Genomic DNA, 14,892 nt, shown 5'->3' on the forward strand with positions numbered 1-14,892 from the left:
CGCCCGACGCCGGTCGAAACCGCGGCGTGAGCCCGCATTGTGCATCAAACGCGCACCGGCCGAGCGGCCCGGCGTCAGCCCGCGGCGCGGCGCGACGTCACTGCTCGGGCGGCAGCAGCTTCCACTGCGCCAGGATTGCGGCGATCTGCCGCGCATACTTGTCGCGCAGCGACGGCGTTTCCGAATGATAGGCGCCGACGGCCTGCCATGTATTGCCGTAGCGATTCATTTTCTGACGGAGGTGCCACGCGGCGATATAGACGTTCTTGCACGGCTCCATCAGCGTGTCGCGGCCAATGCCGTAGCGCGACAGCGTCGGCAGGTGAATCGAATTGATCTGCATCAGGCCGTAGTCGACCGAGCCGTTCGTATTCTTGTTCAGCGCGGCGGGTCGGTTACGCGACTCCTGCCACGCGATCGCGCGCAGGATCAGCGGATTGACATTCTGGTACCGGGCGGCCTCGTCGAAACAATCCGCGCGAGCGTTTCCGCAGGCGAACCACACGCCGGCGGCGATCAATACGATCGAAGCAAACCGTCTGTTCATGGTGCGGAAAACGAAAAGGGAATGACGCAAAGATCGGGAAAACCCGTGCCTGTAATTCGTACGGATGGAAACGCGCGGCCCGTATCATACCGGCAGTCCGTCGCATATTGACACCCGAAAAGACAGCAGCCCTGTTTATACCGCATTTCGGTGTCGATTCATCGCAAAACGGCGGCGATGGCCGGAATGCCTACGCGGGGCCGAAATCTTACATATTGCATACGGTATGCCGGATACATGTCGTATGTGAGACAGTTCTCAGATCAATGTGATATTTCGGACATGAAAAACTGCTAATGTCGCCTCTTTAGGACTTGGATCCCAGCACTACCGCCGGAAGTGGCCTGAGCCGGCATCGACCCATTCATCCATGACAAGAAATCGCTTCGTTATGCGGCGCGTCGCCACGACCCTGATCGTCGCCGGCATCATCGTCTCGCAAGCCGCCTACGCTCAGGTCACGCTCAATTTCGTGAATGCGGATATCGACCAGGTCGCGAAGGCGATCGGCGCCGCAACCGGCAAGACCATCATCGTCGACCCCCGCGTGAAGGGGCAGCTCAACCTCGTGTCCGAACGGTCCGTGCCCGAAGACCAGGCGCTGAAGACGCTTCAGTCGGCGCTGCGCATGCAGGGCTTCGCGCTCGTGCAGGATCACGGGGTGCTGAAGGTCGTGCCCGAGGCCGACGCGAAGCTGCAGGGCGTGCCGACCTATGTCGGCAATGCGCCGCGCGCGCGCGGCGACCAGGTCATCACGCAGGTGTTCGAGCTGCACAACGAATCGGCGAACAACCTGCTGCCGGTGCTGCGGCCGCTGATCTCGCCGAACAACACGGTCACCGCCTACCCGGCGAACAACACGATCATCGTCACCGATTACGCGGACAACGTGCGCCGCATCGCGCAGATCATCGCAGGCGTCGACAGCGCCGCGGGTGCGCAGGTGCAGGTCATACCGCTGCGTAACGCGAACGCGATCGACCTCGCCGCGCAACTGCAGAAGATGCTCGACCCCGGCGCGATCGGCAACAGCGACGCGACGCTGAAGGTGTCGGTCACGGCCGACCCGCGCACCAACTCGCTGATGCTGCGCGCATCGAGCGCGGCGCGCCTCGCGGCGGCGAAACGCATCGTGCAGCAGCTCGACGCACCGAGCGGCGTGCCCGGCAACATGCACGTCGTGCCGTTGCGCAACGCCGATGCGGTCAAGCTCGCGAAGACGCTGCGCGGGATGCTCGGCAAGGGCGGCAACGACAGCGGCTCGTCGGCGTCGTCCAACGATGCCAACAGCTTCAACCAGAGCGGCGGCTCGTCGGCGAGCGGCAACTTCTCGACCGGCACGTCCGGCACCCCGCCGCTGCCGTCCGGCGGCCTCGGCGGCTCGTCTTCGTCGTCGGCTTACGGCAGCGGTGCGTCGGGCAGCGGCGGCGTCGGCAGCGCCGGCCTGCTCGGCGGCGACAAGGACAAGAGCGACGACAACCAGCCGGGCGGGATGATCCAGGCCGATGCGGCCACCAACTCGCTGATCATCACCGCGTCCGATCCGGTCTACCGGAACCTGCGCTCGGTGATCGACCAGCTCGACGCGCGGCGTGCGCAGGTCTATATCGAGGCGCTGATCGTCGAGCTGAACTCGACGACGCAGGGCAACCTCGGGATCCAGTGGCAGGTGGCGAGCGGTCAGTTCCTCGGCGGCACGAACCTGGCACCCACGGCCGGAACCGGCCTGGGCAACAGCATCGTCAACCTGACGAGCGGCGGCACGGCCGCCACCACCGGGCTGGCCGCCAACCTCGCGGGCCTGAGCCAGGGCCTCAACATCGGCTGGCTGCACAACATGTTCGGCGTGCAGGGGCTCGGCGCGCTGCTCCAGTATTTCGCGGGCGTGAGCGACGCCAACGTGCTGTCGACGCCGAACCTGATCACGCTCGACAACGAGGAAGCGAAGATCGTCGTCGGCCAGAACGTGCCGATCGCGACCGGTTCGTACTCGAACCTGACGAGCGGCACGACGAGCAACGCGTTCAATACCTACGACCGGCGCGACGTCGGCCTGACGCTGCACGTGAAGCCGCAGATCACCGACGGCGGGATCCTGAAGCTGCAGCTCTACACGGAGGATTCGGCGGTCGTCAGCGGCACCACCAACGCGCAGACCGGCCCGACCTTCACGAAGCGCTCGATCCAGTCGACGATCCTCGCGGACAACGGCGAGATCATCGTGCTCGGCGGCTTGATGCAGGACAACTACCAGGTGTCGAACAGCAAGGTGCCGCTGCTCGGCGACATCCCGTGGATCGGCCAGCTGTTCCGTTCGGAATCGAAGCAGCGCCAGAAGACCAACCTGATGGTGTTCCTGCGCCCGGTGATCATCTCCGATCGCAGCACCGCGCAGGAAGTCACGGCCAACCGCTATGACTACATCCAGGGCGTGACGGGCGCATACAAGTCGGACAACAACGTGATCCGCGACAAGGACGACCCGGTCGTCCCGCCGATGCCGCTGGGTCCGAGCCAGGGTGGCACGCCGGCCGGCAACCTGTTCGATCTCGACAAGATGCGTCGCCAGCAGTTGCAGCGCCAGGTCGCGCCGGTGCCGGCCCAGCCGCTGCCCGAAGCGACGCCCGCGCAGCCGCAAGGCGTGCCGCAGCAGTCGGTGCCGCAACAGCCGCTGACCGCCACGCCGGGAGCCTCGCAGTGAGCAACGTGCTCGCGTCCTCGACCCACGACGGCGCGCCGGGCGAACGGCAACCGCCGTCGCCGCTTGCTGCGCGCCTGTTGCCGTACGGCTTCGCGAAGAACGGCCAGGTGCTGATCGCGCACCAGCTCGACGACACGCTCGAGGTGTGGATCAGCGAGCGCACGAACGATGCGGCGCTCGCCGAAATCGCGCGCAACTTCGGCTCGATTTCCGTGCACCGCGTGCCGGCCGACGAGCTCGCGCAGGCGATCAACCAGGCGTACGCGCGCCAGGACGGCAGCGCCGCGCAGGTCGTCGGCGAGGTCGAAGGCGAAGTCGATCTGTCGCGACTGATGCAGGACATCCCCGAAGTCGAGGATCTGCTCGAATCGGAAGACGACGCGCCGATCATCCGGATGATCAACGCGCTGCTCACGCAAGCGGCGCGCGAACAGGCATCGGACATTCACATCGAGCCGTTCGAGAATGCGTCGGTCGTGCGGTTTCGCGTCGACGGCACGCTGCGCGACGTCGTGCGTCCGAAGAAGGCGCTGCACGGCGCGCTGATCTCGCGGATCAAGATCATGGCGCAGCTCGACATCGCCGAGAAACGCCTGCCGCAGGACGGCCGCATCACGCTGCGTGTCGGCGGCCGGCCGGTCGACGTGCGGGTGTCGACGCTGCCGACCGGGCACGGCGAGCGCGCGGTGCTCCGTCTGCTGGAAAAGGATGCGCAGCGCCTGAACCTCGAAGCGCTCGGGATGGGCCGCGACACGCTCGTCCAGTTCGACAAGCTGATCGGCCGCCCGCACGGGATCGTGCTGGTGACGGGCCCGACCGGCTCGGGCAAGACGACCACGCTCTATGCGTCGATGTCGCGGCTCGAAACGGCGACGACCAACATCATGACCGTCGAGGATCCGATCGAATACGACCTGTCCGGCATCGGCCAGACGCAGGTGAACGAGCGGATCGGGATGACCTTTGCCCGTGCGCTGCGTTCGATCCTGCGTCAGGATCCGGACGTGATCATGATCGGCGAAATCCGTGACCTCGAAACCGCGCAGATCGCGGTGCAGGCATCGCTCACGGGCCACCTCGTGCTCGCGACGCTGCACACCAACGACGCGGCCTCGGCCGTCACGCGCCTGACCGACATGGGCGTCGAGCCGTACCTGCTCGCGTCGTCGCTGCTCGGCGTGCTCGCGCAGCGTCTGGTGCGCCAGCTCTGCCCAGCCTGCAAGGAAGAGCGGCACGAGGACGGCCGCACCGTATGGCACCCGGTCGGCTGCGACCGGTGCGGGCATTCGGGTTATGCGGGCCGGCGCGGGGTATACGAACTGCTGCTGATCGACGATTCGATCCGCGCGCTGATTCACCGCAACGCGGCCGATGCGGAGATTCTCGCCACGGGCCGCGCACAAGGGATGCGCACGCTGCGCGACGACGCCGAGCGCTGGCTCGCGGCCGGCGCCACGTCGCTCGAGGAAGTGCTGCGCGTGACGGGAGGCGCATAGCGCGATGCCGGCATTCCGTTTCGAAGCCATCGATTCGGCGGGGCGACCGCAGAAAGGCGTGATCGATGCCGACAGTGCGCGCGGCGCGCGCGGCCAGCTGCGCACGCAGGGGCTCACGCCGCTCGTCGTCGAGCCGGCCGCCAGTGCGACCCGCGGCGCGCGTTCGCAGCGCCTCGCGTTCGGCCGCAAGCTGTCGCAGCGCGAACAGGCGATCCTCACGCGCCAGCTCGCGAGCCTGCTGATCGCCGGGCTGCCGCTCGACGAGGCGCTCGGCGTGCTGACCGAGCAGGCCGAACGCGACTACATCCGCGAGCTGATGGCCGCGATTCGCGCCGAGGTGCTCGGCGGCCATTCGCTCGCGAATGCGCTGGGCCAGCATCCGCGCGACTTCCCGGAAATCTACCGCGCGCTCGTCGCGGCGGGCGAGCACACCGGCAAGCTCGGCATCGTGCTGTCGCGCCTCGCCGACTACATCGAACAGAGCAACGCGCTGAAGCAGAAGATCCTGCTGGCGTTCACGTATCCGGGGATCGTCACGCTGATTGCGTTCGGCATCGTCACGTTCCTGCTGAGCTATGTCGTGCCGCAGGTGGTCAACGTGTTCGCGAGCACGAAGCAGCAGCTGCCGATCCTCACGGTCGTGATGATGGCGCTGTCGGAGTTCGTGCGGCACTGGTGGTGGGCGATCCTGATCGCGGTCGCGCTCGTCGTGTGGTTCGTGAAGGCGACGCTGTCGCGCGACGGGCCGCGGCTCGCGTTCGACCGCTGGGTGCTGACCGCGCCGCTCGCGGGCAAGCTCGTGCGCGGCTACAACACGGTGCGCTTCGCGAGCACGCTCGGCATCCTGACCGCGGCCGGCGTGCCGATCCTGCGCGCGTTGCAGGCGGCCGGCGAGACGCTGTCGAACCGCGCGATGCGCGCGAACATCGACGATGCGATCGTGCGCGTGCGCGAAGGCTCCGCGCTGTCGCGCGCGCTGAACAACGTGAAGACGTTCCCGCCGGTGCTCGTGCACCTGATCCGTTCCGGCGAAGCGACGGGCGACGTGACGACGATGCTCGACCGCGCGGCGGAAGGCGAGGCGCGCGAGCTCGAGCGGCGCACGATGTTCCTGACGAGCCTGCTCGAGCCGCTGCTGATCCTTGCAATGGGCGGCATCGTGCTCGTGATCGTGCTGGCCGTGATGCTGCCGATCATCGAGCTGAACAACATGGTGCAGTGACGGCCTGACCGCCGGTCAGGCCGCCGCCGTTCAACGCATGTAGATCGCCGGGGACGGCGTGTTCGCGGGGAGCTGGACTTCGGCGCGGGCGCCGTTGCGGTCGATGATGATCGAGCGGCTGCGGACTTCGGCGAGCTTCGCGCCGGACGTGAGCTCCGCGCCGAGCGACACGGCACGCGGCGGCTCGCCACCGATACCGACGATCGCGGCGCCGCCACGACCGAGCGACAGAATGCCGAACAGGTGGATGTCCTGGACGGGATTCTTGTCGAGCTGTCCGCCGAAGAGCGCGGCGGCGTCCTCGGTGCGGATCGGCAACCGCGCGGCGGCGGCGGGCAGCGGCGCTTCGCGGGCCGATAGCGTGACGACCCAGTAGGTGGCCGTCGCGCACAAACCCGCGAAGAGGGCGAGGGAGAGGATCCGGATCGAGAGCGCGTTCATGCGCGCTATTGTACGGATGTATATGAAATTTGCGTTGGGTGAAAGCCCTCGGCAATGCGCGCCTTACAATGCGTGCTCCGCGCCCGGGGAATCGGAAGCTTGCCGTCAGGCAAATGTTCGCGATGCGCCGGGTGCGTCACTCAATCGACGACATTTTTTGGAAAGAGGTAGTCAGTCATGCAAACGTGGATCACTCGCCGTAATGCGGCCGTGCGCCGTCAGCGCGGTTTCACGCTGATCGAGATCATGGTGGTGGTCGCGATCCTCGGGATCCTGGCGGCACTGATCGTGCCGAAGATCATGAGCCGTCCCGATGAGGCGCGCCGTATCGCCGCGAAACAGGACATCGGCACGATCATGCAGGCGCTGAAGCTGTACCGTCTCGACAACGGCCGCTATCCGAGCCAGGAACAGGGCCTGAACGCGCTGATCCAGAAGCCGTCCACCGATCCGATCCCGAACAACTGGAAGGACGGCGGCTATCTCGAGCGCTTGCCGAACGATCCGTGGGGCAACGGGTACAAGTACCTGAACCCGGGCGTGCACGGCGAGATCGACGTGTTCAGCTACGGCGCCGACGGCAAGGAAGGCGGCGAAAGCAACGATTCCGACATCGGTTCGTGGCAGTAAGCCTGCGTCGACCGATCCGACGATCGTCCCCGTTCTTCATTTCATGCCCGCCCTTCGCACGCCCTGGCGCTCCGCTCGCGCTCGCCGCGATGCCCGCGACCGCCGCGTGCGGCGCGGCGCGGCCGTGACCGCGGCACGCGCGCGTGCACGCGGCTTCACGCTGCTCGAGATGCTGGTCGTGCTCGTGATCGCGGGCCTGCTGGTGTCGCTCGCGTCGCTGTCGCTGACGCGCAATCCGCGCACCGACCTGCGCGAGGAAGCGCAGCGCATCGCGCTGCTGTTCGAGACGGCCGGCGACGAAGCGCAGGTGCGCGCGCGCCCGATCGCGTGGCAGCCGACCGCGCACGGCTTTCGTTTCGACGTGAGTTCGCCCGACGGCTGGCGCACGCTGCGCGACGACCTGCTGCGCCCGCGCGACTGGGACGGTGGCGTCACGGGCGCCGATATCGCCTATCCGGGGGCCGACCAGGGGTCGGACACGCACGCGAGCCGCGTCGTGTTCGGCACCGAAAGCGTCGACACGCCGGTGCGCGTGACGCTGCATTCGGCGGTCGGCAGCGCGACGATCGTCGGCACCGGCAACGGCCGCTACGAGGTGCAATGACGATGCGTCGTCGCCTGCCCTTCCCGGCTTCCGCTTCCCGAGGCTTCACGATGATCGAGGTGCTGGTCGCGCTCGCGATCGTCGCCGTCGCGCTCGCCGCGTCGATCCGCGCGGTCGGCACGATGGCGACCAATGCATCCGATCTTCACCACCGGCTGCTGGCCGGCTGGAGCGCCGACAACGCGCTCGCGCAACTGCGGCTCACGCATGCGTGGCCGGAGGTCGGCGAGCAGAGTTTCGATTGTTCGCAAGGCAACGTGCAGATGGTCTGCACGCAGCGCGTGAGCACCACGCCGAACCCGGTGTTCCGGCGCGTGCAGGTTTCGGTGAGCATGCCGGGACACCCCGGCGTGCTCGCGCAAATGGTGACGGTGGTCGCGAATGAAACCAGCCGTCCGCTCTGACGCGCCGATCCGGCGCAGGCCCGTGCGTTCCGTCGGCTCGCGCCGCGTGCGCGGCTTCACGCTGATCGAACTGATGATCGCGATCGCGATCCTCGCGGTGGTCGCGATCCTCGCGTGGCGCGGGCTCGACCAGATCATGCGCGGCCGCGACAAGGTCGCGTCCGCGATGGAGGACGAGCGCGTGTTCGCGCAGATGTTCGACCAGATGCGCATCGACGCGCGGCTCGCCGCGACCGACGACGAAGCCGGCCAGCCGGCGATCGGCGTCGCCGGCAATACGCTGCAGATCGTCCGCACGCTCGACTTGGCCGGCGCCGCGCCGCGGCTGCAGGTGGTCCGCTACCGGATCGCCGGCGGGCGCGTCGTGCGCTATGCGTCGCCGCCGCTCGCCGATGCGAACCGCTTGCGCGACGTGCTGAAGGACAGCGGCGTCGACGGCTGGAGCTGGGTCGCGCTGATGGGCGGCGTCGGTGCGATCGACGCGAAGCTGTACGTGCCGCGCGTCGGCTGGACCACCAACCTGCAGACGGCCAACGACGCGCTGGCGCAGAACAACGATGCGCTGAAGGTGCCGCAGATCGGCAACGCGCCGCCGACACGCGCGGTGACGGGGCTGCAGGTCAGCATCGGCGCGACGTCGCTGCGCGTGCCCGTCACGCGCATCTTCCTCGTCGGGGAATGACGATGCGCGCGCGCCCTCACCGTTCCCGCTTCGCCGCCCGCCCGCCCGCAAGCACGCCCGCAAGCACACAAGCCCGCCGCGAGCGCGGCGCGGCGATCATCACCGCGCTGCTCGTCGTCGCGCTGTCGGCGATCCTCGTGTCGGGGATGCTGTGGCGCCAGCAGGTGCAGATTCGCCGGATCGAGAACCAGCGCGTGATCGCGCAGGCGCAGTGGGTCGCGCGCGGTGCGCTCGACTGGACCCGCATGATTCTGCGCTCCGAGGGCGACACGGCGCCCGGCATCACCTATCTCGGCGGAATCTGGGCCGTGCCGATCGCGAAGACCAAGCTGTCGGACTTCCTCGGCCGGATCGGCGCGCCGAACGACAACGGCGGCGAAGACACCTACCTGTCCGGATCGATCGAGGACGCGCAGGCGAAGTACAACCTGCGCAATCTCGTGTCGTCGCCGGCGCCCGGCGTGCTGCAGCTCAACGTGATGCAGCTGCAGGCGTTCCAGCGGCTGCTGACGACGCTCGGCTACGACGGCGCGTTCGCGAAGCGGATCGCGCTGCAGATGCGCGCGGGCCTCATGCATTCGGCGACGCGCTTCCAGACGCCGACGCTGCCCGGCGCCGGTACGGCCGCGACCGCGCCGGTGGCCGGCGGCGACATGCAGGCCGGCAACTTCACCGACGAGCCGGGGATGTCCGACGGCGAGCGCGGGCCCGCGCCGCTCGTGATGACGGGCGTCGACAACCTGCTCGACGTCGACGGCGTGACGCCGGAGATGGTCGCGCGGCTGCGCCCGTTCGTCACCGTGCTGCCGACCACGACGCCGGTGAACATGAACACCGCGCCGGCCGAGGTGATCGCGGCGCTGGTGCCGGGGATGAGCGTGTCGTCCGCGCAGGCGCTCGTGTCGCGCCGCGAGACCGTGTTTTTCCGCAACGTCGGCGACGTGCAGCTCGCGCTGCGCGGCGCCGGCGCGCCGAACGTGACGATCGACTCGAGCCTCGTCGACGTCAATTCCAGCTATTTCATCGTGCATGGCCGGATCCAGCACGATCGCGCGGAGGTGGATCGCACTTCGCTCGTGTATCGTGATCCGACCACGCACTCGACGCGGGTCGTGCGCATCCGCGACCAGCTATAACAACGCCATTCGGGAGAGAAGCTCTTGAGCACGCTGATTGTTTCTTTGCCGCCGCGCGAGCCGGCCGTGCCGTTGCAGGAATGGCAGTGGCCCGAGCTGCCGTTCACGCTCGTGGACAAGGCCGGCCAGGTGCAGCGCGCGGGCCGCGCCGCGCTCGCGCTGCTGCCGCGCGCGAACGAGACACGGCTGATCGTCGCTGCGCGCGACGTGCTGCTGCTGGCCGCGACCGTGCCGCCGCTCAAGGGGCCGAAGCTGCGCCAGGCGCTGCCCAACATCGTCGAGGATCAGCTGATTCAGGATCCGCTCGGCTGCCATGTCGCGCTCGATCCGGTCGCGCTGCCCGATGGCCGTCGCGTGCTGGCCGTCGTCGACCGCGCGTGGTTCCGTACGATCTGCGACGCGTTCGCCGCGGCCGGCCACCGGCGCCTGAGCGCGGTACCCGCGACGCGCTGCCTGCCGGCGCCGCGCGAGCCGGCGCAAGCGCCGCTCGATGCGCCTGTCGACGGTGAGGCCGTCAAGGCCGGCGCAATCACGATCGCGACCGCACCGGCCGCCCGCCCCACGGCCGTGGCCGCGGTGCTCGGGCTGGCGACCACGGTCGAACCGGCGCTCGTCGAAGCCGGCGCGCTGCCGGTCGCGGCCGGTGCGCCGCGTCTCGAACTCGCGATCGCGCGCGGCGCGCTCGGCGAGGGCTTCGCGGCGCCCGCGTCGCGGGCCGCCGGCACGCTGGCCGCGCTCGCGGGCGGCGGCGACGTCGAACTGTACGAGCTCGGCGAGCCGGGCGCGGAGCCACGGCTCGCCTCGGTCGGCCGCGCCGACGGCCCGCTGCTGCCGGGTGCGCAGCCGCTGCCGTTCGACACGTTCGCGCGGCGTGCGCTCGCCGAGCGCTTCGATCTGTGCCAGTTCGAATTCGAGTCGCAGCCGTGGCGCTTCGACCGCGCGACGATGAAGCGCCTGCGCGTGCCGATCGCCCTCGTCGCGGCAACGCTCGGCGTCGCGGTGATCGGGATGAACCTGCACTGGTGGAAGCTGTCGCGCGAGCGCGATGCGCTGTCCGCGCAGATCACCGAGACGCTCCTGTCCGCCTTCCCGAAAACCACGACGGTGCTCGATCCGCCCGCGCAGATGCAGCGCCAGCTCGACCAGCTGCGCCTCGCGGCGGGCGAGCTGTCGCCGAACGACTTCCTCGCGCTGTCGAGCGGGCTGTCGCGTTCGATGGGCGCGCTGCCGCTGAACGGAATCGCGTCGCTCGATTATCACGACCGGCGGCTCGACGTCGGCTTCAAGCCGGAGGTCAAGGTCGACCCCGATTTCCCGCAGCGTCTCGCGCGCAACGGGCTGGCTGGCGAAGTCGACAGCAGCACCGGCAAATGGACCATCCGGAGCCGCCCATGAAGATGGAACAACTGAACCAGACGCTGGCCCAGTTCTGGGGCGAGCGCTCGCCGCGCGAGCGGACGCTGCTCGGCTGGGGCGGTGCCGTGCTGGCCGTCGCGATCGCGTATTCGGTGCTGTGGTCGCCCGCGCAGGAAGGCCGCGCGCGCATCCGGCGCGAGCTGCCGACGATGCGCAGCGAGCTTGCGCAGATGACCGCGCAGGCCAACGAGGCGAAGTCGCTGACGGCCGCCGCGCAAGGCGTCGCGCCGACCGGCCTCGCGCTGAAGGACGCGCTCACCGCGTCGCTGTCCGATCACGGGCTGCAGGGCGCGCAGGTGCAGGTGGTCGGCAACGGCGTGCAGATCCAGATGAAGAACGTGCCGTTCCCGGTGTGGACGCAGTGGCTCGACGACGCGCGCCGGCAGTTCAAGGTGCAGGTCGGCGAAGCGCACGTGACCGGGCTGAAGGAAGACGGCCAGGTCGACCTGACGGCCGTGATGCAACCCTCGACGCAGAAATGACGCAGTGGATGAAACCAGCGACGGTCGGCCGATGAGGCCAGGGATCAGGCGGCTTGCCGCCGCGGTGCCGTGGGTGGCGGCAGGCGGGCTCGCGACGGCGTTGACGCTCGTCGCGCTCGCGCCGGCCGCGTGGATCGCGCCGCAAGTCGCGCGCGCGACCGGCGCTCACGTGAACCTCGTCGATCCGGAAGGCTCGCTGTGGCACGGTTCCGGCACGCTGATGCTCGCGCCGGGTGCGGACCAGAGCGCGGCGACGCTGCTGCCCGGCCGGGTCCAGTGGACCACGCGCTTCTGGCCGCTGCTGACCGGGCGCGTGCAGATGCGCATGCGGCAGACCGAGGCGATGCCCGACGCCGTCACGCTCGACGCGACCTGGCGCGGCGCGGTGCTGTCGGCGGGCTCGATGGCCGTGCCCGCGTCGCTGCTCGCGGGGCTCGGCACGCCGTTCAACACGCTCGATCTGCAGGGCGACGTGCGGCTCGGCTGGACCGACTGGCGGATGATCGGCAACAACGCGTTCGGCCAGTTGACGGTGACGATCGATTCGATGAGTTCGCGCGTGTCTCGCGTGAAGCCGCTCGGGTCGTACCGCGCGGTGCTGCAGGCGAAGGGGGCGGACGCCGATCTCGACCTGTCGACGACGCAGGGCCCGCTGTTCCTCGACGGGCACGGCAGCTTCGGCCCCGGCCGCGGATCGTTTCGCGGCACCGCGCATGCGGCGCCCGAGCAGCAGGCGAACCTCGCGGGGCTGCTGAACCTGCTCGGCCGCCCGATCGGCAACAACGAGGTGTCGCTGATCTTCGGCGACGCGATGCGCTGAACGCGCGCGTCGCTCTCTCCCTTTCCCCGATTACTTCTGCGCGAGCGGCGCGGCAGCCGACGGCGCCGCCGCACCGGACGCCGGCACTGGCACCGGCGCCGCCATGTCGCCCGTTTCACGCGCCATGTCCGACGCATCCCAGCCGCCGCCGAGCGCTTTCACGAGCCCGACCGACGACACCATCCGCTGGCCGGCGATCGTCGCGAGCTTCTGCTGCGCGGTAAACGCGGTGGTCTGCGCGCTCAGCACGTTCAGATAGGCGACCGTGCCGGCCTTGTACTGGTTCGTGACGATCGCGAGCGCGTGCTCGGCGCTGTCGACGGCCTGCCGCTGCACGTCGACTTCCTGCGCGAGGATGCGCTGCGACGCGAGGTTGTCCTCGACGTCCTGGAACGCGGTGAGTACCGCGAGGCGATACGCGGCCACGTCCTGGTCGTAGGTCGCGCGGGCGGCATCGGTCTGCGCGGCGCGCAGGCCGGCATCGAACAGCGTCGCCGCGAGCTGCGGGCCGACCGTCCAGAACCGCGCGGGCAGCGTGAACAGTTGCGACCACACCGAGCTCTGGAAGCCGCCGGTGGCCGATAGCGTGAGCGTCGGAAAGAACGCGGCGATCGCCACGCCGATCTGCTCGTTCGCGGCAGCCGCGCGGCGCTCGGCCGCCGCGATGTCGGGCCGGCGCTCGAGCAGCGCGGACGGCACGTCGACCGGCGTGATCGGCGGTTGCGCCGTGAGCGGATTCGGCGGCAGCGAGAACGTCGATGCCGGTTCGCCGATCAGCGTCGCGATCGCATGCTCGTACTGCGCGCGCGCGACGCCGTTGTCGATCGATGCGGCCTGCGCGCTCTGCAACTGCGTCTGCGCCTGGATCACGTCCGCGCGCGCGGCGACGCCCTGCGCGTACTGGTTCTGCGTGAGCTTCAGCGAGTCGCCGTATGACTTCACGGTGTCGTCGAGCAGCTTCTGCAGCGCATCGGACGTGCGCAGCTGGAAGTAGGTCTGCGCGAGCAGCGCCTGCTGCGACAGCCGCGCATTCGCGAGATCGGCCGCGGCGGCCGCTTCGCCGGCGCGCTGCGCGCTGACGCTGCGGCTCACCTTGCCCCACAGGTCGGGCTCCCAGCTCGCATCGAGGCCGACGCTGTAGCTGTTGCCGATCGACGAACTGCTGCCGAAGCCCGACGCGCTCGACGACGTGGACGTGCGCCCCGAGCGTGAGCGCGAGCCCGACGCGGTCAGCCCGACGGTCGGGAAATACGCGGCGCGCGCTTCGGTGACGAGCGCGCGGGCCTGCCGGTACGCGGCGGCCGATTGCGCGATGGTCTGGTTCGATGCGTTGAGCTTGCCGATCAGCGCGTCGAGCTGCGGATCGTCGTAGACGGTCCACCACGGGCCGCGGTCGGCCCGGTCGGCCGGCTGCGCGACCTTCCAGCCGGCCGGCGCTTCCTTGAAGGCGGCGGGGATCGACGTGTCGGGCCGGTGATAGTCGGGCCCGACGGCGCAGCCGGCGAGCAGCACGGCCGTCGCAACGGCGACGGCGGCGCTCAGCGGGCGAAAGGCGCGCGGGAGGGGAGCGTACGGCATCGTGGTTTTCCTGTCTGGGCGCAACGGCCGGCGAGCGGCGTCGCGCGATGCGGTCGTTGTGCCGCTGGCGGACAAATGGTAACTGACGGCGGGAAAGCCGCGCAGCCCTAAGGGTACGGTGCGCGGCGGCACGCATGTGTTACCGGCGCGGACGGCCGGTTTACCGGCCATTACGGACCGCTTGCGGACGAGACAGACAGGCAATGCAGCGCGGACCACACCGGGCCGCGAGGGGCGCGGCCGGCGTTCGGTCGGGATGGCGAAAGCGGCGCGGCTTCAGTGGCAGCGCACGGGCACCGGGACGGGATCGGCGGCGGACCGCCATGTCGACGGCTCCGTTGTTGCCGCCGGCTGGCTCGTGCGGCGCGCGGCGTCCTTCGCGTTGCGCTGCCGGCGATGATCGAACCATGCGAACCCGAGCGCCGCGAGCGACCCGCCCGGCACCACCAGCATCGTCACGTACAGCGCGATCTTCCAGCCGCGGTGCGGCCCGGAGAACACATGATGAGCGGTATCGGTCAGGTTGCGGCGCAGCGCGCCGGCGGCATTTTTCAGGAACAGCATCGCGAACATCCTCGGGGGCCCGGCAGCGCGGGCAAAGCGGTCAGAACATAGTCTCCGGCAGTGCAACATGCACGTCGTAACTGGTTGACTGAAATAATATTGACTAAGCAATCATTTTTCAAGATACTGGGCGCGTTTTGACCTGAAACGCACTATTGCTGTGGGCGCA

At 69.1% G+C, this 14,892-nt stretch carries 15 protein-coding genes; 11 read left to right on the forward strand and 4 right to left on the reverse strand.

The window, feature by feature from the left end; translation table 11 throughout:
• Positions 1–97: 97 nt before the first annotated feature.
• The gene (locus tag SB786_RS08920; RefSeq protein WP_410727146.1) at positions 98–547 is read right to left on the reverse strand and encodes a lytic transglycosylase domain-containing protein; all 450 of its coding nucleotides are present in this window, start codon (positions 545–547) and stop codon (positions 98–100) included.
• A gap of 370 nt (positions 548–917) precedes the next feature.
• Between SB786_RS08920 and gspD the strand changes: the two genes are divergently transcribed.
• From gspD to gspF, 3 genes are read left to right on the forward strand one after another with little or no spacing between them, the layout of a single operon-like run.
• Positions 918–3,248 (forward strand): type II secretion system secretin GspD, encoded by a 2,331-nt coding sequence (gene gspD, locus SB786_RS08925; protein WP_410727147.1) that lies wholly within the window; start codon positions 918–920, stop codon positions 3,246–3,248.
• 5 nt (positions 3,249–3,253) lie between these two features.
• Complete coding sequence (gene gspE, locus SB786_RS08930) at positions 3,254–4,744, forward strand: type II secretion system ATPase GspE (RefSeq protein WP_410727193.1); 1,491 nt, start codon at positions 3,254–3,256, stop codon at positions 4,742–4,744.
• A gap of 4 nt (positions 4,745–4,748) precedes the next feature.
• Positions 4,749–5,966 (forward strand): type II secretion system inner membrane protein GspF, encoded by a 1,218-nt coding sequence (gene gspF / locus SB786_RS08935; RefSeq protein ID WP_006759196.1) that lies wholly within the window; start codon positions 4,749–4,751, stop codon positions 5,964–5,966.
• A 30-nt stretch (positions 5,967–5,996) separates the two neighbouring features.
• Here gspF and SB786_RS08940 read toward each other — a convergent pair whose 3' ends face one another.
• Positions 5,997–6,407, reverse strand: a complete 411-nt coding sequence (locus SB786_RS08940; RefSeq protein WP_006751353.1) for a type II secretion system protein N — start codon at positions 6,405–6,407, stop codon at positions 5,997–5,999.
• 177 nt (positions 6,408–6,584) lie between these two features.
• Between SB786_RS08940 and gspG the strand changes: the two genes are divergently transcribed.
• From gspG to SB786_RS08980, 8 genes are read left to right on the forward strand one after another with little or no spacing between them, the layout of a single operon-like run.
• Positions 6,585–7,037 carry a type II secretion system major pseudopilin GspG gene (gene gspG, locus SB786_RS08945; protein WP_006759194.1) on the forward strand — a complete coding sequence of 151 codons (453 nt, stop codon included), beginning with the start codon at positions 6,585–6,587 and terminating at the stop codon, positions 7,035–7,037.
• Between the two features lie 43 nt (positions 7,038–7,080).
• Complete coding sequence (locus tag SB786_RS08950) at positions 7,081–7,641, forward strand: GspH/FimT family pseudopilin (protein WP_410727148.1); 561 nt, start codon at positions 7,081–7,083, stop codon at positions 7,639–7,641.
• Complete coding sequence (gspI, locus tag SB786_RS08955; RefSeq protein ID WP_410727149.1) at positions 7,638–8,045, forward strand: type II secretion system minor pseudopilin GspI; 408 nt, start codon at positions 7,638–7,640, stop codon at positions 8,043–8,045. Before SB786_RS08950 ends, gspI begins: the two co-directional genes overlap by 4 nt.
• Entirely contained in the window at positions 8,023–8,727 is a 705-nt protein-coding gene (locus SB786_RS08960; protein WP_410727150.1) for a type II secretion system protein J, read from the forward strand. Before gspI ends, SB786_RS08960 begins: the two co-directional genes overlap by 23 nt.
• Positions 8,728–8,729: 2 nt before the next feature.
• Entirely contained in the window at positions 8,730–9,863 is a 1,134-nt protein-coding gene (gspK, locus tag SB786_RS08965) for a type II secretion system minor pseudopilin GspK (RefSeq protein ID WP_410727151.1), read from the forward strand.
• A gap of 24 nt (positions 9,864–9,887) precedes the next feature.
• A complete protein-coding gene (gene gspL, locus SB786_RS08970; RefSeq protein WP_410727152.1) occupies positions 9,888–11,258 on the forward strand; it encodes a type II secretion system protein GspL in 1,371 nt (456 codons plus the stop codon).
• Complete coding sequence (gene gspM / locus SB786_RS08975) at positions 11,255–11,761, forward strand: type II secretion system protein GspM (protein WP_410727153.1); 507 nt, start codon at positions 11,255–11,257, stop codon at positions 11,759–11,761. Before gspL ends, gspM begins: the two co-directional genes overlap by 4 nt.
• Before the next feature lie 31 nt (positions 11,762–11,792).
• Entirely contained in the window at positions 11,793–12,581 is a 789-nt protein-coding gene (locus SB786_RS08980) for a type II secretion system protein N (protein ID WP_410727194.1), read from the forward strand.
• Positions 12,582–12,611: 30 nt separating this feature from the next.
• On the opposite strand, the gene SB786_RS08985 is transcribed toward SB786_RS08980, so the two are convergent.
• Together SB786_RS08985 and SB786_RS08990 are read right to left on the reverse strand one after the other, a co-directional pair.
• Positions 12,612–14,159 carry an efflux transporter outer membrane subunit gene (locus SB786_RS08985; RefSeq protein WP_410727154.1) on the reverse strand — a complete coding sequence of 516 codons (1,548 nt, stop codon included), beginning with the start codon at positions 14,157–14,159 and terminating at the stop codon, positions 12,612–12,614.
• A gap of 276 nt (positions 14,160–14,435) precedes the next feature.
• On the reverse strand, positions 14,436–14,723 hold the full coding sequence (locus tag SB786_RS08990) for a multidrug ABC transporter ATPase (protein WP_410727155.1): 288 nt from the start codon (positions 14,721–14,723) through the stop codon (positions 14,436–14,438).
• Positions 14,724–14,892: the final 169 nt, after the last annotated feature.

It is taken from the genome of Burkholderia sp. SIMBA_062 (genome assembly GCF_046534765.1).
Classification (GTDB): Bacteria; Pseudomonadota; Gammaproteobacteria; order Burkholderiales; family Burkholderiaceae; genus Burkholderia; species Burkholderia ambifaria.